Origin of the sequence: Pseudoalteromonas sp. Of7M-16 (assembly GCF_022347805.1) — a bacterium.
GTDB lineage: Bacteria > Pseudomonadota > Gammaproteobacteria > Enterobacterales > Alteromonadaceae > Pseudoalteromonas > Pseudoalteromonas luteoviolacea_F.
Map to the genome: position 1 here is coordinate 64,656 of NZ_JAKRFY010000014.1, position 21,726 is coordinate 86,381.

Below are 21,726 nucleotides of genomic sequence, written 5' to 3' on the forward strand. Positions count from 1 at the left end.
CATCATCTACCCGCTTTGCATTCAAGGACCATTCATGACTATCGAAAGCTATATTGCCCTCTTCTTTGCCATGTTCATTGTTGGCATTATTCCCGGCCCTGCCGTTATCGCAATAACAACAGCCTCAATGACTGGAGGATTCCGTCGTGGTGCAGCGATAACCGTAGGGCTCATTTTCGCTGACTATGTATTCATTTTATTGGCGGTTTCTGGTTTGGCATATATCGCAGAGTCAATGGGGAACGCTTTTGCGATTATCAAATATCTTTGTGCGGGCTATTTAATTTGGATGGGCGTCAACTTATTTTTCTCAAAACCTTCACTGGCAGAGCAAACCGTTCCTAACAATAAGCACCATATGGACATATTAACGGGCTTTTTGCTTACAATGAGCAATCCAAAAGCCATTATTTTTTATGTTGCACTGTTTCCGGCATTTGTCGATTTTAAGACCATTTCCACAGCAGATATTTTAGGTATTTTTGCCTGCGCAACCTTAGCATTTGGCTCTGTTAACTTAGGTTATTCGTATGTCTCGGCCAAAGCCAAAAAGCTGGTCTCAAACTCAAAACGTTTGAACATATTTAACAAATTAGCAGGTAGTTTACTGTCCGCCTCAGGCGTGACGATTGCCACCAGAACATAAACAGGATTAGTTAAGGTCGCCAACATGGAATTGTTGCTAGGCATAATCGCATTCACGACGTCACTGATAGCTGCAATCATTGGCTTTGGTGGCGGAATGCTCCTTATCGCAGTGCTTCCCATGTTTTTAAGTCCCGCTTTAATCATCCCCATTCATGGTATTACACAGATAGCCAGCAACACATCAAGAGCGCTGTTTTCGATTTCTTATGTGAAGTGGTCACTATTGCCTGCATTCTTCATTGGGTCAGTCATTGGGACTTTGCTATTTGGTTTGGTTCTATACAACTTACCTACGACTTATATCCCTGCGGCAATTGGCCTCTATTTGTTGCTCAACATTTGGTACAAGCCATTTGCAAACTACGTTAGCCAATTCGAAAACTATTATGTCATCGGCGTGCTGCAAACTGGCTTAGGTTTATTGGTAGGTGCCACCGGGCCTTTGTCTCTTTCTGTACTTACTAAACAGCTCAAATGTAAAGATGAAATCATCGCCACCAGTGCTGTCTTTATGACTCTCAGCCATTTGGCAAAAGTGCCTGTTTTTGCAATGCTTTCGTCAACACTTTTACAAAGTGGCTCACTCATCTTATACATGGTTCTTGGATCTATTGCGGGGTCATACTGTGGCAGCAAACTGCGACTCTCTAGTAATAACGCAAAGCTCATTTGGGTTATCAAGCTCACGCTGACAGCACTTGCGATAAAAATGTTGGTTTCATTATTCATATCACAGCCTTAACAGTTTTGTAATGGCAGATAAAGCTGATTGAGCGCCTATTTAATTATAATACAAATGTAGCGGCTACATGTGTCCACACTCAATCCATAATCTTACGATACACTTAAGATGTTTTAGACAAGATAGAGAAATAACATGCGCTTGATCCCATTTGCTCTTGCTGGTTTGGTTACTTTGACCGGGTGCCAATTTAGCGATAACGACACCCCGGAAATCACCGTTGTAACACCTACACCAGAGATTAAAAGTAATTTAGAAATAACTGATATTTCAACTGGTCCTTTGGATACTTTGGAACCAAATGACACTGTGAAAACATACTACACAGTCGATGTGACGGGTTTTAATAACGTCGATGTCGAAGTTCATTTTTATCTAATGCACTCAGATGAACTAGATATTCAAAACGACCAAGAAACAGCCATTGAAGATATTCAGCAAATTGCAGTTGTCGAGTTAACGGGGATTGCGCAAGGTGCTTCTGAACATGAGATTGAACTCACCCTGCCCAATTCATTGGAAGGTGGCAACTATCACATCTTGGCGCAAATTGATCCCCATGATCTGCATGTCGAGGACGTTGAAGAAGACAACCACCCTTCTGTCGATCATGACCCTCACTTGGAAGGTAATTTCCCACACGCTGACATTGTGGTACGAGAACAAGCTGGCCACGACTACAAGCTTCTAGGTGCAGAATTCGGTCAAGCTGCATTGATCCTAGATACACCAAATTCCGATAATGGCGCAGGTGAGTATCACACCGATTTGATTGGTTACTTCGAAGCGGACTATGAGGGTGCAAATTTAGGCCTATCCCACATAAAAGCAGAAGTAATGGTCGCTGGTAACTGGGTTAGCACACACTTTTGGGACGCGACGGCTGGCAAATATACAGACACACTTGCTCATGAATTTACTGCTGAACTGCACAACGAGCATATCGGTTTTGATATCGCTCTAGAAGCTGATCTGTTAAAAAGCTTGCATGATAACTATAATGCAGACGTCGATAACACACTTGAAATGCGCTTTACATTAATTGATGCGGCACAAGATGCAGAGACCAATACTGACAACAACCAAATTCTGACATCAATACCGCTATACTTCTTCGAACAAGAAGATGCAACCGATGAACCTGCTAGTCGCTTGGCAAGACAAGACTTTACTGAACAAGCGGTTGCACCTGCTGCCGTTGGCCTTGCCAATATCAATTTCCAAAGCGAATTTGACAAATCATACGGAGACAAATCTAAATTTAGTGTTGGTGTAGACTTACAGGGCCAATTATTCATAGTACCAACAGGCGATCCAGGTGGCCGTATTACCGGTGAAGGTACAGTTGAAGCCTATTTTTTCAGAGCTAAAAACACCCTTTTTAGTATTTCGTATAACGGCAGTGCATACATCAGTGGCCAAAATACGGGCTATGAGTCTGAGATGATCATTTTTAACAATGTGGTTTTTGAAGATGAAAAGTTCACAGCCAAGTATGAAAAGTCTTGGGAAAAGAAATGGGAAGAAGACAAAACGCTTGCCCAAGCGACATTTACCGTCGGCCCAATTCCTATCAAGGTTGAAGCTGGCGTCACTGGTAATTTAGGGTTTGAGCTGACTGTCGGCTATAACGCTGAGCTATACGCTGAAGGTGACTTATTCCACGTAGATTTCGGTGCATTTGGTCGTGGTGGCGTTAACCTACTGGTTGCTTCAGCAGGTGTACAAGCAATTTTGACTTTAATCGACAATACTTTTGCCATGGAATCAAATGCTGGTTTTGCGTTACTTACAAACAACAGCAGCAACCCGCATATCTATTACGGCATTGAACTGAAAAATGACCTAGATGTTATCTCAGGAAAATTCGGCTTATACGCAGAAACGTATGGCGTCAAATGGTGTAAAAAATGGGGGATCCCATACCCATGTGGTAAGAAAACATCGCGCTATGATCTGTGGCTGTATCAAACCAAAAGTGTGTTTGATAAATCTTGGACAATTTACTCCAAAGAAGGTGAAATTAACCTATGATCACGCTTAGTAAAGCGACATTAGCCAGTGCACTTTGTGCACTGGCTGTTTCAGGTACTGCAAATGCGGATTGCTCTGCACAGTATCAGTTTGCAATCGATACACGAACGACATTTAATTACGACCAAGTGAGTCAACAAGGTCAGCAAACCCAATTGAAGCTCAGTGGCTTCATTTCCATAAAGGCTGTCCAACATAACGATGAGTCTGGTTGGTGGGCTATAAAAGCCGACAATGTAACCGCAGGACAAGGCCAATTTGCTTCTGAGTTGGCCAGTTATACCCTACCTTTTGCTTTTAGACTTGCATCGAATGGACTTATCAGTGACTTCTGGTTTCCTACGCAGCTAAATCAACAAAATCAAGAACAGCTGAAGGGACTGGCATACTACTTCCAGTTCCAGCGAGTCAGAAGTGAATTACACCAGCAAGAGCAAGATACATTGGGTAAGTATACGGTATCTTATCAGTTTAAAGATTCGAGCATTCACTTAAACAAACACGCTTACCTCTTGCGCGATGCCGAACAAACAGCATTGCAAACGGTTCAAGTTGCATCCTCAGGCCATACTATTACCCCTAACGCATGCTTTTTCGAATCACGTAAAGGCCAAGAAACGCTGCTATTTTCTGGCAAAGGGCAGAGTTTAAACTTAAAAACCAAGCAACAATACCAAATTGGACCCACAGCAACTGCATTCCCTTCTGCCCTTTTTTCGCTTCCAGCGACTTTAGACAATTGGCCAAATACAAATAAACCACTGAGCTCAGAAGCGCTAAAACAACTTAAAATATCGCTCCACAACTTGGTTAAAAAGCCCGATTTAACCGACACTTCAGCCTATGATTTGGCAAAACAGTTAGTACAATTTGATGCCGTAATAAGCTCTTTAGAAGGTGTCTTTTTACAACAAGCGCTCTCTGATGAAGCGCAAATGCGTCTGTTTAATGCGTTAGGCCAACTTGATAGTGCCAATAGCCAACTATTACTGGGTAATTTACTTATCAAGGCAGACAAAGATCCACTGATGCAATTTCGTGCCCTGCGAGCACTATCTCAAGGCCACCAGCCACTGAGTCCTCAATTAAGCACATTGCTAGTGACACAAATAGAAAATGGCTTTAGCAGTTTAGACTCCGAAGTAACCAGCAGTTTCTACATGACGATAGGCGCTATGTTGCATAGCCGTGAGCCCAACTTGCAATCATCTCAATTGCATGACGCACTATCAGAGCAGTTGTCACTGGTCAGCGAGAACACGACTAAATCCGCACTGGTAACGGCCCTTGGCAATAGTCGCGACGAACGACATTTTGAACAAATTGACAGCTACCTTGACTATCACAATAACAGTGTTCAAAAGGCATCTATACGCGCACTTGGCATGATGCAAACACAGCGCGCATACAACAGCTTAGAGAAGCAGCTAGCTAAACCAGTTCATCAGAACCAAGTCGCATTGCTAAAAGCCCTGTCTCACTATCAACTGCAACCCGCTGCCAGTGATGCCGTTTTAGCCATCGCCGTCAACAACCCCACCGCAGAAAACCGATTCGCAGCAATCCAAGCACTTGCTAATCAACAGCATCAAGATGGTATAAAAGCAACATTGAAATCGGCTTTAAAACAAGAAACGTCGAAACGAAACTTTAAAGCCATCATTGAGCTACTACACAGCAACAAACAACAAACCCCTTGATCTTTTTGTGTTGGCTTCGTCTAACTTTGTGTTAGTCGAAGCCGCACAGTGTGCTGTTAGCTGTTGCGGATCATTTAGATTCTGTTAGTAGAGGGCTACTATGGCACTTCATTCGATCATCCCCATTATTCGCAGCTTTGATGAAAATGCTGCACACGCTTTTTACCTTGAATTTTTGGGGTTCAAGTTAGACTGGAAACACCAGTTTGAAGCTGATTTACCCGTATACATGCAAATTTCCAAAGACAGCTGCATATTGCATATTTCAGAACACTATGGCGATGCGTCACCTGGGGTAAGCATTCGCATTGAATGCGACGATCTTAAGTCCTACCATACACAGTTAACCGCCAAACAATTCAAACATGCAAGACCTGGAATTAGCGAGCAGCCCTGGGGGATAGAAATGGCTATTTCAGATCCATTTGGCAATAAGCTTATATTTTTCCAGTCGAACTAAAACAGGTAAGGCACCAACAGCACAAACAATAGCTATAGCTTTGATTAGTCCTTCATTTGCTCTATCGCAACAATCTCAGAGCGGTTCATGGTCAGTTTGTAACGCTCCAGTTGTATGTCTTCGCCTGATTTAAAACGCATTACAAGATTTATTTGATATCTGCGCTCTACCGAGTTTTTAGAAACTTTGTGGCCCTCTAGACTGTATAACTTCCCAGCCCCTTTTTTAAGGTAGCGAGCGAATGAACTCATATTAAACGTTATACGTTGCTGTACCTCTTCATATCCAGGTAGAAACTCATCTATTTGCACCGAATTCTTACAGCTAAAGTGCAACAAATTGGCTTCTTGTCGATTTTGTCGACCACGCTTTTTGAGAAGTATATCAACGTCTTCCGGAATGTCTTTTTTCTTAATATGCTCTAGCCAAATCGTTTGGGTGCAAATTGTTTCATCATTGACTGAGTTTTTGAATTTGTTGCGCCATTTGGGCCGGCCTTTTTGCACCTTACGCCACGCCCACTGCGTTAAATCATCTTTAAACGTTTCTCTTAGACCATAGATCACACCGAGAAGCGCAATTAAAGCTACGGTAATTTCCTCAAAGTTTGAGCGTGCATTGAGTACCAAATACATCACAAACGCCATAATAACCGCAGTAACAGCCCCTCGAGCAAGGCGCTTTAGATTTGCCCCCAGATTAACCGTTTCTTTGTTGAAAACCACACCATACTCTATCAGTCTTTCAAGTAAGCGCATTTTATTGGTAATGCGATTGGGATCCTCAAGTGTAACTTGGGAGTTATAACTGTGTTTTTCTCGATAGCGGTTTTCTTGTTTACAAAAATCAATAACATCACCGCGCTCTTTGCTGAAATCACTTGATTTAGGGCCTCTGGCAAGTAACTTCAAAAAGGCTTGCTCGGTATGCCAACTTAAATAGTTATCAGCATTTTGAAAATAAGATTTAAGCCGGTTGTCCGGTGGTGTATAACGGCGCAACTTCACTAGCAGCTTTGATGTTTGCTCCACAAGCTCTATCGCTGCTGGGTAAAATTCTTCCGCTTGTTTAAGTTTAAGGGTTTGTTTTACGTCGGCATCCAGTGCAATCCTGATCTGATAGCAAAATAAGTTTAAGTTGACGCGATAATCACTTTTTTGCCCTTTGCTTTGACTGATAAAACGACTACGAACCAATGGCAAATGCAATTGCTCAGAGTAATAGGCGCTATGGCATTTTATGTTTGCATTGAAGTAGTCTACTTCATTGAGTGTATTAGCATTGATCCCCATATCAACCGGGATGGAAAAGTATAGGTCAAGTTGATTTGTCTCTTTTGGTAGGAGCTGATAATTGATTTTAAATGATAGGCTTTCGTCTTGGCTTAGTTTTGCGGTGCTCACTCGAATAATTTACCTCCTCTTTCTAACACCCCGTAAGTATAACACAAATCCTTTGCTAACATCGGCTTAAGCCATTAAAAGTAAAGTGAACAAGACGAAAATTCACTATGCTTCATTTCCCTAAAAAAGGATAATATGGGTTTTTAGCAGGAGTTTGCGTTATGGCAAATATACAACCGGAAAGTGTTGAGCGCTTTATTAGTCGTGTAACTGAGCAAGGGGAATCGGTAGAATTTGAGCAGACCATTTCACTCATCGACACCCATTTTGAATTTACGCCAACAAGTTTTACAAACGGTGAGCAAGAAAATGAAGCAGGAACCAACCTAGGCTCTTGTAAAATTTTAGCATTCGCCAAATTACATGGTTTATCAGAGCAAGCCACATTGCATTGCTTTGGACGTTATTACCGACAAGATGTGTTGCAAAACACTGATGGTAATGACCATGCAAACATTCGCAACTTTATGAAGTTTGGTTGGAAGCGAGTTTCTTTTTTTGAATTTCCATTATCTAAAAAATATTAGAAACCAATAACGACAATGCAATATGGTAGTAACCACAAAGCCGACTTACTGCCATAGTTTTAAACCTGTTGAGTGATTTTTACCGACTAAATTGGGTTTAATGCAGTTTAGGTAACGGCCTCTAAATAGATTAAATTTGCCATTGCCTCTTCATTGGAACTCCCACACGTTTCCTTATCAGCTTTAAAATCACTACAAACTTTAGGACGTTCAGGTTGCCCAAAAATAGAGCATAAGTTGTTGTCATTTAAGTATTCACAGCGGATATTAGCAGCCTTTTCTAACGAGCTGATGCTCGGGGCTATACAGCACGCACCACAACCTAATCTACAGTCCATTTTGAACCAACCATCAAAAAGCCTTCATTATACTCTGCGTATAATACGATGTATGTATCTCAACTCAAAAAATGTACAATTTTTTGCAATTGTAACTGCGTTATTTATATCGCAATGCTTTGTTACATATTGAGCACAGATCAAAACACCTTGAAATAACTATTGACGTATTATTCTAACTAACCGATGCGTTCACGGTCAGTGCCTACGTATCTAATTTGTCAATTCAGGAAGGAATTAACATCGTGGCTAGTAAAAAACAAATTATCTTACCTGGTGTGGTACTACTTGGCGGCATTGCAAGCGCAATTGCATTTTCGTCAATGAAGACCCCTCCAGCTGAAAAACCTAAAAAAGTTATCCACCCGCTGGTTGAAGTAACCCCCATTAATGTTGCCCCCATAGAAATGTCTGTTAATTCTTATGGCATTGTAAAACCTAAATACAGCACCCAATTAGTCGCTCAGGTTAGTGGTCAAATCATTGAACTTTCCGAACAATTTGTTAAAGGAGGGTTTGTCAAAAAAGGGGAAGTGCTAGCGCGTATTGACCCAAATGATTACGAAGCAGCACTAATCGATGCCGAAGCGACACTCGCTCAAGCGAGTTCAGCATTAGAAATCGAACAAGCACAAGCGCATGTTGCAAAAACCGAGTGGGAACGTATAAAAAGTAACGCAAACTCTACAATACCGTCTGAACTATATCTTAGAAAACCGCAATTGGCCGAAAAGCTTGCTCGATTCAAAGCTGCTCAAGCAAGTGTAAAACGAGCCAAAAGAAATTTAGAACGCACTTATGTAAAAGCTCCTTATGATGCAATTATCGAAAACCGAGCATTAAGCTTGGGGAGTGTGGTCAATTTAGGTAGCTCAGTGGGCGTATTGAACGCAATTTCGGTAGCTGAGGTCCGCTTGCCCGTAGCTGACAATGAGCTGCAACACCTCAATGAAAACGGCCTGAATGCGGATGTGACGCTGACCGCTAAAGTAGCGGGCCAAGACGTAAGTTGGAAAGGTAAAATTGTCCGTAGTGAAGGTGTTATTGATAACCGAAGTCGCATGACTTATCTGGTTGCTCAGGTAGAACGCCCTTACGATAATGCACAAGCACCACTGCGATTTGGCGCATATTTAAATGCCCAGATCAAAGGTAAATTACTAACCAATGCTGTAGAGATCCCTCATCATTTAGTACGCGATGGACAAGTCGCCATTCTTAATCAAGATCGTACTTTATCATTCAAGAAACTCAATGTTGTTAGAGAGTACGACGGTCTCATTGTAGCCAACCGGGGACTTGAAACGGGTCAACAACTGATCACTTCCTCGTTAGAGTTTCCTACAGAGGGCATGCAGCTAAGCCTTGATGATAGCCAAGTTGCATCACCATCTACTGCCCTTGCATTAAAAGAGGAGTAATGGCCAATGGAGACACAAGAAAAAGGCTTAATAGCTTGGTTTGCACGCAACCCTGTTGCGGCAAACTTACTGATGATTTTTATCCTTGTAGGTGGGTTATTAACTGCATTTACAATTCAAAAACAACTTTTTCCGCAAGGTAAAAACTACTGGCTAAGTATTCAAGCAGTCTACCCAGGCGCTGCCCCACAAGAAGTGGAGGAAGGGATTACCATCAAAGTTGAAGAGTCGATGGAAGGCCTTGAAGGGATAAAACGACTGATAACCTACTCGAATAGAGGCTTCTCTCAAACTTGGATTGAAGTAGACCATCAGTACGAACCAAAAGAAGTACTAGATGAAGTCAAAATGCAAGTTGATGCAATCTCAACGTTTCCTGCAGGTATGGAACGCCCAGTTATTCGCAATGAGAAAAATGAACAAGAAGTCATGTTACTTACTTTAAATGGTGACATGAGCTTTCAGGAGCTAAAACGCCTTGGTAACAATTTACACGATGAAATGCTGGCTTTACCCGGCGTCAACTTAATCTCATTTAACAGCGGCCTTGATTATGAAATCGGCATCGAAGTAAGCCCTGATAAATTGCGTGAATATGGTCTGACTTTTAGAAATATTGCTGATGCCGTACGTAATTACTCAGCAAATATGTCTGCCGGCCAGATCCGCTCGGATAATGGCTACATATCAATGCGAGTGGAAAACCAAGCCTATCGCGGACATGATTTCGAGCAGCTGCCATTGATTACATTAGAAGATGGCGCCCAAATTAGATTAGGTGACGTCGCTACGGTATCTGATGGCTTTGAAGAAGGCTTGATGTACTCTCTCTACAATGGCAAAAACTCTCTTATTTATGAAGTGCGCGCGTCGAAAGATCAAGATATCACCAACATCGCTGGCATCATTAAAAACTACCTTCAAGAAAAGCAGGGACAATTACCTCAAGGCGTTAAATTAGAACCATTTTTAGACTTTACCTACTACCTAGAAGGTCGCCTCAACATGATGATTGAAAACATGATCATTGGTGGCGCACTGGTTATGCTTATGCTAGCGCTATTTTTGAGAATTCGCTTGGCGTTTTGGGTCATGATGGGCTTACCGGTTTCTTTCTTAGGGGCGTTTTTACTTATGCCTGCTGGGTCCGTTGACATTACTATTAACCTGGCTTCTTTGTTTGCCTTCATTCTCGTACTGGGTATCGTGGTAGATGATGCGATTGTAGTAGGTGAATCCGCGCATGCTGAAATAGAAAAACACGGCCATAGCTTGAACAATGTCGTGCGTGGCGTTAAACGAGTTGCAGTCCCAGCGACTTTTGGTGTACTGACCACCATAGCTGCATTTTTTCCACAAACACTCTCTACTGGACCTGAAGCCGCTTTTTCTAAAGCGATTGGTGGCGTCATCATCCTGTGTTTAATCTTTTCACTGATTGAGTCAAAGCTCATTTTACCTGCTCACCTTGCAGCGATGAAAGACAAGCCGAGTAACCCTAACAATCCATTCCACCGCTTGCGTGAAGCATTAGACAACGGCCTAAAACACTTCATTGAAAACATCTACAGACCCTGTATCGAAAAGTGCATTCATTACCGCTATACAGTGATTGTCGGTTTTGTGTGTATTTTAATTGTCAGTGCTGGTCTGTTTATGGGTGGCTTTATCAAATTTGTCGCTAACCCGAAAATTCCTCATGACTTTCCGAGCGTTCAAGTTGAGATGAACCTGTCGTCTTCAGAAACTGCGACACTTGAAACAATCAATAAGATTGAAACCATGTTGAATCAGGTTGAACATCAAATTGAAGAAGAATACGACCAAGTGATGGTTAAAAACTTCGCCGTTAACATGAATGGTAGAACCAATGCGACGATTCGTGCGGTATTAGTTGAGCCCCATTTACGCCCCATAGATACATTTGAGTTAAGTGCCATGTGGCGTGAAAACATGCCGCCGTTACCGGGCGTCAAGAGCTTAACTATTCAAGATAGTATTTCTGACGGTGGTCGTGATGACGGAGACATTAGCTTCCGCTTAGAAGGTAAAAACAAAGACACCTTAAAAGAAGTTGCACAAAAGCTAAAAGACAAACTCAGAACAATCGAAGGTGTCGGTGACGTGAATGACTCAATGCAATCTGCAACCGATGAAATTCAGCTTGAATTAAAGCCGCTTGCTTACAGCATGGGTTTAACACTTGCCGATGTAGCTTCTCAGGTTAACTTTAGCTACTACGGTATCGAAGCACAGCGCATACTCAGAAATGGTGAAGAGATCAAAGTGATGGTCCGCTACCCTGAAGCACAGCGTGATGCCATTAGCGACATTCAAGATGTACGTATCATTTCGCCTGCCGGTGCTGAGATACCACTGATCGAAGTTGCTGACATTAAACGCGTTGAAGGCGTAAGCAGTATTCGCCGTGAAAACTCTAAACGTACGGTCAGTGTGTGGGCGTCAATCGATACCGATAAAGCTGAGCCATTTAAAATTGCGGAGCAAATTAACGAAGAATACTTACCTAGCCTGCTTGAAAGTTACCCGGGTGTAACAGGTAATATTGCTGGTCGTATTCAAGAAGAAATGGATAGCGTTGCAGAGCAATTTAGAGACTTTGCCATCTCAATGATGATCATCTTTGCATTACTTGCAATTCCACTTCGTTCATATTCACAACCTCTATTAATTATGTCTGTGATCCCATTTGGTGTAGTGGGTGCTGTATTTGGCCATATGGTACTTGGTATGACAATGAGTGGGCTTTCAATGTTTGGCATCATTGCTGTTGCCGGTGTTGTAGTGAATGATTCACTGGTAATGGTCGACTTTGTCAACAAAGCGCGTGAACAAGGCATGAGTATCAAAGAGGCTGTGGTTGAAGCAGGATGCCGTCGTTTCAGAGCTATCCTGCTAACGTCTCTAACAACCTTTATCGGTTTAGTGCCGATTATCATGGAGACTAGCTTGCAGGCACAAATCGTTATTCCAATGGCAGTATCATTGGCGTTCGGTGTGTTATTTGCCACTGTCATTACCTTGTTGTTAATTCCTTGCCAATACGTGATGTTAGAGGACATTAAACAACTAGTGCGAAGAGTATTAGGTAAGACCAAAACGGAGCAACCACAAGTACAATCTAATATAAACTAACCCCCTTCCCTTCCTGAACGAGCCCGGCCGAAAGGCCGGCTCTTACACTTAATTACAATCTCTAAACACTTCTCAACCTAGCTATTCAGTTTTCATTCAATTCGCTGGCCCTATCTTGCATATGGTTAATATTTAGATAGTATTACCTAAAACAAAAACAGCATATATTAAGGATTAAAAATGCGTAAATTACTCATAGCTCCATTGTTCGGTATCCTCTGTGCGTGTGGCGGCGGAGGAAGTGGAGGCTCAAACAATAGTGAGCCATCCCGCCCTAACACTAATGTAAATCAAGCACCTACAATTACTTTAGCCGGAGAAAGCATCGCGCTTTCAAAAGAATCAATCACCTTAACGACTCAATTTAGAGATCCGGAACAAGATACCTTAACTGTCGGCTGGAAAAGTTCTCTTGCTGGCGTAGCTTTCCAACAAAACTCTCTTGCTGAAACCGTCGTTTCATTCCCTACGGTGACTGAAAAGCAATCAGTGGTGATCACTTGTGAGGTATCAGATGGCGTGAACCCCGCTGTCACAAGGAATTTCAACGTGACGCTATACCCTGAGACTGTCGGTGCTCAAATTCAAATGCTTGACGAATATCAGTTCAAAGGAGGGAGTGACGTCAGTATCAATGTACCTTTTAAGACAACTTCAGAAATTGAGGAAGTATCATGGATGATAGAGGGCCTTGAACCAGACTATCAGGAGGTTATTAATAGCCTAACTTCTGATCATGGCGACTCAACATTGAAGCTTCAGCTTCCTGCGGTTGACGAAGTGCTAGAGTTTTATTTAACGATTACTATCAAAACCAAAGCTGGTGTACACAAGCAAACTGCACGCGTTAAAGTCTCTCCAGCGGATGGCCCTTCTTTAACCGTTTCATTGCCACAAAACTTATCCGTATCCTCGAAAGGCCAGTTAAGTATTGTGCCTACCATTTCAAATTCTGACGAGATAACTTCTTACCAATGGTTATGGGAGCCAAACCCCCAACCAACAGAGCCAACTGCCAACAAAAAGATTTATCAGTTCATTGCGCCAAATGTTGAGCAAGACACCGACTTTACCGTGACATTAAACGTCACAATGAAAGGGGATGTAAAACAATCAGCCAAGACACAGGTAAAAGTTAAGTCAATACCTGCTCATAACACATTGACCCTGAAAAGCTCACATGAGATCGCAACAGTCGGCCAGACGGTGATCATCACAAGTAATTTAGAAGACACCACAAACGTAAAGTCTGTTCTTTGGGATATTGACAATGGCTTTGATAAAGCCATGTATACCCAAGAGCACAACCAGTTAACCATAGAGATCCCACCAACTGACGACATCAAAAAGTTCCACACTGTGTATTATACTGTTGAATATAATTCAGGTGTTGTGCACGAATCACAAATCCCACTGATTTATCTCAGTAAGTCAGCTGCTGAAAATGACATTAAACTCAGCGATAAATATAAAGAGTTTTCGATTTACCCACAAAAAGAAGTCACAGCCAATTACACCCTAACAAGCAGTGTTCCCCTAGAGAGTGTCCGTGTTGTCTCATCATGGGATACACACACCTACGACAAACTTGAATCAGCGTATAGTGACAACAACTTAGCCATAACTGTGCTTAAAAACGCCCCTCAATTGTCGGGGACACGATTTTTCAAAGTGCTAACCAAAGCTGGTGCCGCTGAAAAGGAATTTACTATAACTGCGCAGGCTTACGACTCTTTGTTACGTGCCTACTCAGGTGTAGATGAAGTATTCATAGCAGGACGAAGTATTTCCGTCTTTGGGCAATTGATCCATGCAGACAATAAGAATGGTTATATTGGCAACTGGGCTTCAGATACTCTGCGCTTTGAATTTGTAAATGCTCAATCAGCAATAAATGAAGCAACAATGCGAGACATTTTCCGACCTGAAATGGAAAAAGTAAAACTAATACTATCGAGCCAAGACGAAAATAATACCGAAACAAAAAGCGAGTTAGCTGTCGAGTTTGTTGAGAATTTAACTTTAAATGGCGAAGTCTATAACTGCAAAGTGAGAGACCGGGTATTGCAACAGTGTACCAGTGACAATGGCCAAATAAATTTTCTGACTCCACCAGAGCAACTGAAGCAAGTGGTAACACGAGGTAGCTATGTTTGCTTGTTAGGCTATGATGGCAAAGTTCAATGTGAAGGCTTTAAAGACAACCCAGCTCTCGAAGTTCCTAACCTTGAATCTGTCGCGAGACTCAACGCTGTCGATACAGAAACGGTATGCGCACAGCTTACGGATGCAAGCTGGCAATGCTGGGGCGGCAATGCCACAAAAATTGATGACCTAATAAAGCAATCAGGCCAAGTGCACCAAGTTTTGAGTGTCAATGATCAAACCTGTCTTGTCAGTGATGGTCAAATACATTGTTATCAAGGAGAGGAAAAAGTATTCCAAAGCGCTGGTAGGTTCGTATCTACATTGCTCATGAAAGAGGAGAAGGTATGCTATAAAACCAAACGCTCCTACTCTACTAACTGCCCGCTCGACTAATAAACTGCTCTGCTCACCTTTGTGAATTCAAAGGTGAGCACTATATATGGCTTAATTACAAACAATCATAAAGATAATATATTTATACTAATTAAGACTTAAAGATTAGGTTATTTTAACTAGTTTTCTTTACAAACGCCGTGAATGGAGACAAACTAGAGCTAATGTCTCGCAACTATCTCGTATTATGAAATTATTCGCTTTACTTCTCGCGTGTATGACTCTTTTTTTAACCGGTTGTGGCAACGAAGATGCAGGCCGAGGTGACAAAGATACACCTGGGTATACTGCAACCATGTACTTCGATGCGCTTTATAATCGCAAAGACATGAACGCGGCACTTAAATTAGCTACACCTAGACTTGCACGTATTATGCGCTCTTATGGCACCCCTTCTCAATTCACTAGAAACTTAGTCAATATGCAATTTGACCATGTCACAATCGAATTAGACATGACTAACAAAAGCCTTCGTGAGCAATATGGTACAAACGCGAAAGTAAACCTTATATTCACTGGCAAACTGCATGGCGACCAAATTGACGATATGCGCAGCGTGCAAATGATAAAACGTAAAGGTGACTGGTATGTCGATAAAATAAACCCAGACCCTTACGCCAGATAATGTATTTACTTGATTAAGCGCTTGTGGCATCAACGCTCAGCGCTTCATCACGCACTGTAAGCCACTCTTCCAACATTTGTTTGTCACCTTCTGAAAAAACACCCGCTTCACATGCTGCGCAGAGCTGATCTGCCATGGGTTGATTATATAAACTCATGCTGTGCTTTTTTTGCCACCTCAAAAAGTCATGGTAAGCACTATCCGTCTTTTTAGACAGAGCTAACGCACGCTCCAACTTCTCGAGACCAGGCATGTTTTGGGAGTGGCAAAGAGCGCTTATTCGCATTCGCGTTGTATGGTTTTCTCTGATGCTCGCACATACCGATTTTACTAGTTCATCTGATATGCCATTCGCCCTTGTACCGATTGGGAAATACAAGCGTTTAGCAATCGTACGCAACCCTCTGGGTAAAAAGTTATCAATAAAGCTTTTTACCGCCGTGCTATAGCCAGATAAATGATAAGACATTGCAGCGTGCAACAGCGGCAAATCGCCACATTGGTGGCCATCATCTTCAAACTTTTTCAAAACACATGACGCCAAATACAAATGGCTTAACATGTCACCCAAACGAGCGGATTGCATTTCACGATACTTAAGCTTGCCACCTAATCTCAGCATGGCAATATCACTCAAAGAAGAAAGTACTTGGCTATACCAAGTTAACTTTTGGTAATACCGCGCTACTTCTCCACTCACTGGGCTACGGACAAAGCGAGCGACCGTGATACCATTTAAAAGCGCTTTCACCGCATTTTTACCTGAATGAACAATATGCGAAACCAACAATTTATCAAATGATTTGAGCCCCTGATCGGTGTCTGTCATTTGTGCCGCTTCCATTTCCTTCAATATATACGGATGGCAACGACTCGCGCCTTGACCAAATATCATCAAGTTTCGAGTCAATATATTAGCGCCTTCAACTGTGATGCTTATTGGCATGCCTGCATAATGATGAGCCAGATAATTTAGCGGACCTTTTTGTATCGCTTTGCCGCCATGAATATCCATTGCATCATTGATGATCACTCTCGCTTGTTCTGTTAGGTGGTATTTAGCAATAGCAGTGATCACCGACGGTTTTTTCTTTAAATCAACCGCCAATGCGGTGTTTTCTCTTGTAGCTTCAATACTATAGGCTAATCCATAAATACGAGCAGCAGAGCTTTGAACGCCTTCAAACTGTCCAATCGGTTGCTTAAACTGATAACGTAATTGGCTATAAGCAGAGGTTGATTTTGCGCACAACTGCGCAGTTCCTGCACTCAGCGCTGGTAAAGAGATCCCCCGCCCGGCGCTAAGGCAAGAAACTAACATGCGCCAGCCTTTGCCAACGCCACTTTGACCGCCTATGACCCAGTCAATAGGTATGAAGACATCTTGGCCTGATGTCGTGCCATTCATAAATGCAAGCCCCATAGGATCGTGACGATCACCACAGTTCACACCTGCGTGAGATGTGGGGATCAAAGCGCACGTTATACCGCATTCAAGTTGTTCACTCAGTAATTTATCTGGATCATATACTTTAAACGCCAGCCCAAGTACATCGGCCACTGGGGCAAGTGTAATATAACGCTTTGACCAGCTCACCCTTAAACCAAGTACACTTTCCCCTTCAAACTCTTGGTGACATACTGTCGCGTGATCAGTAATACCACCCGCATCAGAGCCCGCATGAAGAGAAGTTAAAGCAAAGCAAGGTAGTGCCTCCCCACTTGCCAGTTTAGGTAGCCAATTTTGTTGCTGTTCTTGCGTACCAAAATGCAACAACAGTTCCGCAGGTCCCAAGCTGTTGGGGACCATCACAGTGACGGCAGCGGATAAACTCCTTGTAGCAATAGTAGATACAATGACAGAGTTTGCTTGCGCACTAAACTCTTTACCGCCAAAGCTTTTCGGAATGATCAGTGAGAAAAAGCCCTTTTCTTTTAGAAATTGCCATGTATCTTCCGACAAGTCTCCTCGCGCTGTAATTTCAGACTCGTCAAGCATACCCATAAGTGTATTTAATTCATTATTTACGAATGCTAATTCTTCATCAGACAATCGAGGCCTACCTGACTTAAGCCACATATTCCAATCCGGCTTACCGCTAAATAAACTTGCATCCCACCAGGTATCTCCTGCCTTCATTGCTTCTTTTTCTGTATCTGATAGTTCAGGCAAGGCACGTTTAAAGTAATTAAATGTGGGCGTCGATATCCATTTAATTCGAATGTCCTTAACTGAAAATATAATCCATACTGCAATAATCAATAATAAAATTAGCCACATAAGAGTTGTTCCCCAACTGAGTATTAACGATAAGTATGGATGAAAAATCGGCTAACTCAATAATTCAGCTAGATTGGTAAGCCATGTTGATAAAGCGCCCAGTCACTATTTTGTATGAACTTTGAAACGCGCTAATTGAGCACCGGTAAAGAGGCTGTTATCATCAGCGCTCTCTATAACAAAAAGTGAAAACATATGTCAGCAAAATTTAAACTCAGCCTAAGCGCTATTTTTGTCGCTGGGGCACTCTCACTGAGTGGCTGTAACTCAACAACAAGTGAAAAACTAACAGAGAAAGATGCAGAAGTATTTCTTGCTGAAGCAGAAAAGCAATTACAAGACCTTTCAGTAAGGAGCAGTCGAGCAGCTTGGATCTATGCCAACTTTATTACTGAAGACACCGCAGCATTGTCAGCTGAAGTAAGCCGAGAATACACTGCAGCACTTGTTGCGCTTGCCAATGAAGCAGCTAAATTTGACGACCTCGAACTAAATTATGACAACCGTCGTAAGCTTGATAAGTTAAAACTGAACTTAACACTTCCAGCACCAAAAGATCCGCAAAAAACAGCTGAATTAGCAAAGCTATCTGCTGAGCTTGACGGTTTATATGGTAAGGGCAAGTACTGCAAAGAAGGCAAGTGTATGAGCCTTGGCGACATGACCGCCAAAATGGCGACCAGCCGCAACTATGAAGAACTTCTAGATATCTGGCAGGGTTGGCGAGAAGTTTCGAAACCGATGAGACCGCTATATAGCGATCTTGTGTCATTGGCCAACGAAGGTGCCAATGAACTGGGCTATGCAGACACAGGCGCAATGTGGCGAAGCAAATACGACATGCCAGCTGACGATTTTGCCAAAGAGTTAGATCGTATTTGGGGCCAAGTTAAGCCACTATACAACTCTCTTCACTGTCACGTTCGTGCTAAGTTGGGCGAAAAATACGGTGAAGACAAGGTTCCTCAAGACCAGCCTATTCCAGCTCACCTGCTAGGTAACATGTGGGCACAAACTTGGGGTAATGTATACGACCTAGTGGCCCCGCAAAATGCGGATCCTGGCTACGACCTTACTGAGCTATTAAAGCAGCATGATTACGATGCGCTTAAGATGACCAAAGGCGCAGAAAAGTTCTTTACATCAATGGGGTTTGAGCCGTTACCAGAGACATTCTGGACTCGTTCATTGTTCTTAAAGCCAAAGGATCGCGATGTTCAGTGTCATGCTTCGGCGTGGAACTTAGACAACAAAGATGATTTACGAATCAAAATGTGTATCCAGCAAACAGGTGAAGAGTTCTCAGTTATTCACCACGAGTTAGGTCACAACTTCTATCAACGCGCCTATAACAAGCTACCATTGTACTACCAAGAAAGTGCCAATGATGGCTTCCACGAAGCTATCGGTGACACAATTGCACTTTCAGTAACGCCTGGTTATCTGAAAGAGATTGGTTTATTAGAGCAAGTACCTGATGAGTCTAAAGACATTGGTCTACTTATGAAAATGGCGATGGATAAAATTGCATTTATCCCATTTGGTTTGCTCGTTGACCAGTGGCGTTGGAAGGTTTATTCCGGTGAAATTAGCCCTGAACAGTACAACCAAGCTTGGTGGGACCTACGTGAAAAGTACCAAGGTGTACAAGCGCCTGTAGCACGTACCGAAAATGATTTTGACCCTGGTGCTAAATATCACGTACCTGGTAACGTACCATACACGCGTTACTTCCTAGCCCACATCCTGCAATTTGAGTTCCACAAGTCTTTGTGTGAGATCGCAGGTAGCAAAGAAGCGATTCACCGCTGCTCAGTATACAACTCAAAAGAAGCAGGTGAGCGTCTAAATACCATGTTGGAAATGGGTAGCAGCCGCCCATGGCAAGAAGCACTAGAAACAGTTACTGGTAACAAGCAAATGGATGCAACAGCCATCCTAGATTACTTTGCACCACTACAAGCTTATTTAGACGAGCAAAACAAAAACCGTCAGTGTGGTTGGTAACAACTTTCTACTGTCATGACAAAAGCGCAGCATTTTGCTGCGCTTTTTGTTTCTGTTGCTATATTCTGCAACACTTTTTTCCTTTCTCCTCTGGTAAATTCAAGCTAATGTATTGATCTGAATGAGGAGACTATATGAATCTACAACGCACATGGCTATTTGGCCAATTTGAACTTACTCGCCTATTTGCCACAAAACGAGGTTGGTTAGCTATTGCCGCATTCTCCCTCGTATGGCTCATGGTCTTACGTTACCCAATTTATAATGCAGTCCCTTTCATTAACAGTTATGAGTTTTCTGATATTGTTGGCCAAATAGCTGGCACCATAGGGCTGTCTGCGCTCGTTTCTTGGCCTGAAGCTGAGCTCGCAATGTTTTGGATTATCGGCCTGTTCACTTTTCCAATGTTTGCTGTATTCGTCACCGCTGATCAGACTGTTGGCGATAGAAACCGAGGCACACTTAGGTTTTTGACAATGCGTAGCACTCGGTTGGAAATACTACTGGGTCGTTTTATTGGCCAAGTTATGATTTTAGCCGCTTTAATTGCGCTGGTTACAATCGCAACCCTCATCATGCTGCTCTATCGAGATGCCAGCTTACTTCCTTCTGCAATCGCCAAGTCGATGGCTATTTGGGCCAAATTGTTGCTTACTTGTTTGCCATTTATTGCGCTTATGAGCCTCTTGAATTTAATTAATAACTCGGCGCGAATGAGCATTGTATTCGCCATTTTATTTTTTACTTTAATCGCTTCTGTGATTGGTTATGTCGGAGCTCAATACCCAGTATTAAGCTGGTTAAACTACATTATTCCGGGACATCAAATTGCCGAGCTGACTGGTTGGCAAAACACACCGTTATTTTCTTATGCGCTCCCGGCGTGTCAAACAGCGGTACTACTGGGTGCAGGGCATGTTTTACTGAAAGGGAGAGATCTATGAGCACAGTTATTGAAGTAAAGTCACTGAGCAAGACTTTTGGTACAAAGCGGGCTTTAGACAATGTTGAATTTAAAATAGAAAAAGGCAGCTCAGTGGCCCTCGTTGGTCCCAATGGCGCGGGGAAAACAACTCTATTTAGTATTGTATGTGGGTACCTGAAACCAAGTAGCGGAACGATAGATATCCTTGGTCATCAACCGGGGGATGCTCGATTATTTGGTAAAATTTCAGCACTGCCACAAGATGCACAGTTGGACCCCAAATTTTCGGTGCTACAGCAACTCACTTTTTTTGCCAAACTACAAGGTATGACAGGAAAAGCTGCCCTGGAAGATACAAAACGCGTATTAGCATTGGTCGACCTAGCACATGTTGCAAACTCAAAAACAAGTGAACTGTCTCACGGTATGCGTAAACGCGTATGTATCGCACAAGCGCTGCTCGGTAGCCCAGAAATAGTGCTGCTAGATGAAGCGACAGCAGGATTAGATCCAAAAAATGCAAAGGCCATTCGCAACCTTATTGCCTCTTTACAAGGCGACATTACGTTCATTTTAAGCTCCCATGATCTCAGTGAGCTGGAACGCCTTTGTGATACTGTACTTTACTTGGAGCAAGGACAACTCTCCAGCCACCAAAGCGATCTGCATCAAACCGAACAAGGTAGCTTTGTAACGTTACAAATGCTCAACTTGGATACAGATATGCAGGATAAAATCTCCCAGCTAGGTGGTGTGCGTAACATCAAACAGACTCAATCAGACGAACTCGTCATTGAATATACAAAACAGCCTCAACCTTTTGATTTATCTTTACTGGCTTTAATTCACGAGCATAAGTGGACATACAAACAACTTGTCAACGGCCGTACTTTAGAGAATCAGTTGTTTGTTGACTAG

Annotated in this window: 16 protein-coding genes; 13 read left to right on the plus strand and 3 right to left on the minus strand. The window is 42.6% G+C overall.

Going from position 1 to position 21,726, the window contains the following annotated elements; all coding sequences use genetic code 11:
* Positions 1 to 34 precede the first annotated feature (34 nt).
* The 5 genes from MHN81_RS15180 to MHN81_RS15200 all read left to right on the plus strand — a co-directional run bounded on the left by MHN81_RS15180 (position 35) and on the right by MHN81_RS15200 (position 5,584).
* Positions 35 to 646, plus strand: a complete 612-nt coding sequence (locus MHN81_RS15180) for a LysE family translocator (protein ID WP_239426144.1) — start codon at positions 35 to 37, stop codon at positions 644 to 646.
* Positions 647 to 670: 24 nt separating this feature from the next.
* Positions 671 to 1,390: a sulfite exporter TauE/SafE family protein gene (locus MHN81_RS15185; RefSeq protein WP_023400564.1), complete on the plus strand. Its 720-nt coding sequence runs from the start codon at positions 671 to 673 to the stop codon at positions 1,388 to 1,390.
* A gap of 135 nt (positions 1,391 to 1,525) precedes the next feature.
* A complete protein-coding gene (locus MHN81_RS15190; protein ID WP_239426145.1) occupies positions 1,526 to 3,424 on the plus strand; it encodes a hypothetical protein in 1,899 nt (632 codons plus the stop codon).
* Positions 3,421 to 5,124 (plus strand): HEAT repeat domain-containing protein, encoded by a 1,704-nt coding sequence (locus MHN81_RS15195; protein ID WP_239426146.1) that lies wholly within the window; start codon positions 3,421 to 3,423, stop codon positions 5,122 to 5,124. The genes MHN81_RS15190 and MHN81_RS15195 overlap by 4 nt, the downstream gene beginning before the upstream one ends.
* A gap of 100 nt (positions 5,125 to 5,224) precedes the next feature.
* On the plus strand, positions 5,225 to 5,584 hold the full coding sequence (locus tag MHN81_RS15200) for a glyoxalase superfamily protein (RefSeq protein WP_239426147.1): 360 nt from the start codon (positions 5,225 to 5,227) through the stop codon (positions 5,582 to 5,584).
* Between the two features lie 44 nt (positions 5,585 to 5,628).
* Here MHN81_RS15200 and MHN81_RS15205 read toward each other — a convergent pair whose 3' ends face one another.
* The gene (locus MHN81_RS15205; protein WP_023400560.1) at positions 5,629 to 6,987 is read right to left on the minus strand and encodes a hypothetical protein; all 1,359 of its coding nucleotides are present in this window, start codon (positions 6,985 to 6,987) and stop codon (positions 5,629 to 5,631) included.
* A 161-nt stretch (positions 6,988 to 7,148) separates the two neighbouring features.
* On the opposite strand from MHN81_RS15205, the gene MHN81_RS15210 reads away from it, so the two are divergent.
* Positions 7,149 to 7,514: a HopJ type III effector protein gene (locus MHN81_RS15210; RefSeq protein WP_023400559.1), complete on the plus strand. Its 366-nt coding sequence runs from the start codon at positions 7,149 to 7,151 to the stop codon at positions 7,512 to 7,514.
* 107 nt (positions 7,515 to 7,621) lie between these two features.
* Here MHN81_RS15210 and MHN81_RS15215 read toward each other — a convergent pair whose 3' ends face one another.
* Entirely contained in the window at positions 7,622 to 7,852 is a 231-nt protein-coding gene (locus MHN81_RS15215) for a hypothetical protein (RefSeq protein ID WP_023400558.1), read from the minus strand.
* Positions 7,853 to 8,097: 245 nt separating this feature from the next.
* On the opposite strand from MHN81_RS15215, the gene MHN81_RS15220 reads away from it, so the two are divergent.
* The 4 genes from MHN81_RS15220 to MHN81_RS15235 all read left to right on the plus strand — a co-directional run bounded on the left by MHN81_RS15220 (position 8,098) and on the right by MHN81_RS15235 (position 15,595).
* Positions 8,098 to 9,273, plus strand: coding sequence for an efflux RND transporter periplasmic adaptor subunit (locus tag MHN81_RS15220; protein WP_023400557.1), 1,176 nt, complete (start codon positions 8,098 to 8,100; stop codon positions 9,271 to 9,273).
* A 6-nt stretch (positions 9,274 to 9,279) separates the two neighbouring features.
* Positions 9,280 to 12,429, plus strand: coding sequence for an efflux RND transporter permease subunit (locus MHN81_RS15225; protein ID WP_023400556.1), 3,150 nt, complete (start codon positions 9,280 to 9,282; stop codon positions 12,427 to 12,429).
* A gap of 180 nt (positions 12,430 to 12,609) precedes the next feature.
* Positions 12,610 to 14,970, plus strand: coding sequence for a hypothetical protein (locus MHN81_RS15230; RefSeq protein ID WP_239426148.1), 2,361 nt, complete (start codon positions 12,610 to 12,612; stop codon positions 14,968 to 14,970).
* 187 nt (positions 14,971 to 15,157) lie between these two features.
* Positions 15,158 to 15,595, plus strand: coding sequence for a hypothetical protein (locus MHN81_RS15235; protein ID WP_239426149.1), 438 nt, complete (start codon positions 15,158 to 15,160; stop codon positions 15,593 to 15,595).
* Between the two features lie 13 nt (positions 15,596 to 15,608).
* On the opposite strand, the gene MHN81_RS15240 is transcribed toward MHN81_RS15235, so the two are convergent.
* The gene (locus MHN81_RS15240) at positions 15,609 to 17,876 is read right to left on the minus strand and encodes an acyl-CoA dehydrogenase (protein ID WP_023400553.1); all 2,268 of its coding nucleotides are present in this window, start codon (positions 17,874 to 17,876) and stop codon (positions 15,609 to 15,611) included.
* A gap of 195 nt (positions 17,877 to 18,071) precedes the next feature.
* Here MHN81_RS15240 and MHN81_RS15245 point away from each other — a divergent pair, with 195 nt between their 5' ends.
* The 3 genes from MHN81_RS15245 to MHN81_RS15255 all read left to right on the plus strand — a co-directional run bounded on the left by MHN81_RS15245 (position 18,072) and on the right by MHN81_RS15255 (position 21,726).
* The gene (locus MHN81_RS15245) at positions 18,072 to 19,883 is read left to right on the plus strand and encodes a M2 family metallopeptidase (RefSeq protein ID WP_239426150.1); all 1,812 of its coding nucleotides are present in this window, start codon (positions 18,072 to 18,074) and stop codon (positions 19,881 to 19,883) included.
* Positions 19,884 to 20,017: 134 nt separating this feature from the next.
* Positions 20,018 to 20,827: an ABC transporter permease subunit gene (locus tag MHN81_RS15250; protein WP_023400551.1), complete on the plus strand. Its 810-nt coding sequence runs from the start codon at positions 20,018 to 20,020 to the stop codon at positions 20,825 to 20,827.
* On the plus strand, positions 20,824 to 21,726 hold the full coding sequence (locus tag MHN81_RS15255) for an ABC transporter ATP-binding protein (RefSeq protein WP_239426151.1): 903 nt from the start codon (positions 20,824 to 20,826) through the stop codon (positions 21,724 to 21,726). The genes MHN81_RS15250 and MHN81_RS15255 overlap by 4 nt, the downstream gene beginning before the upstream one ends.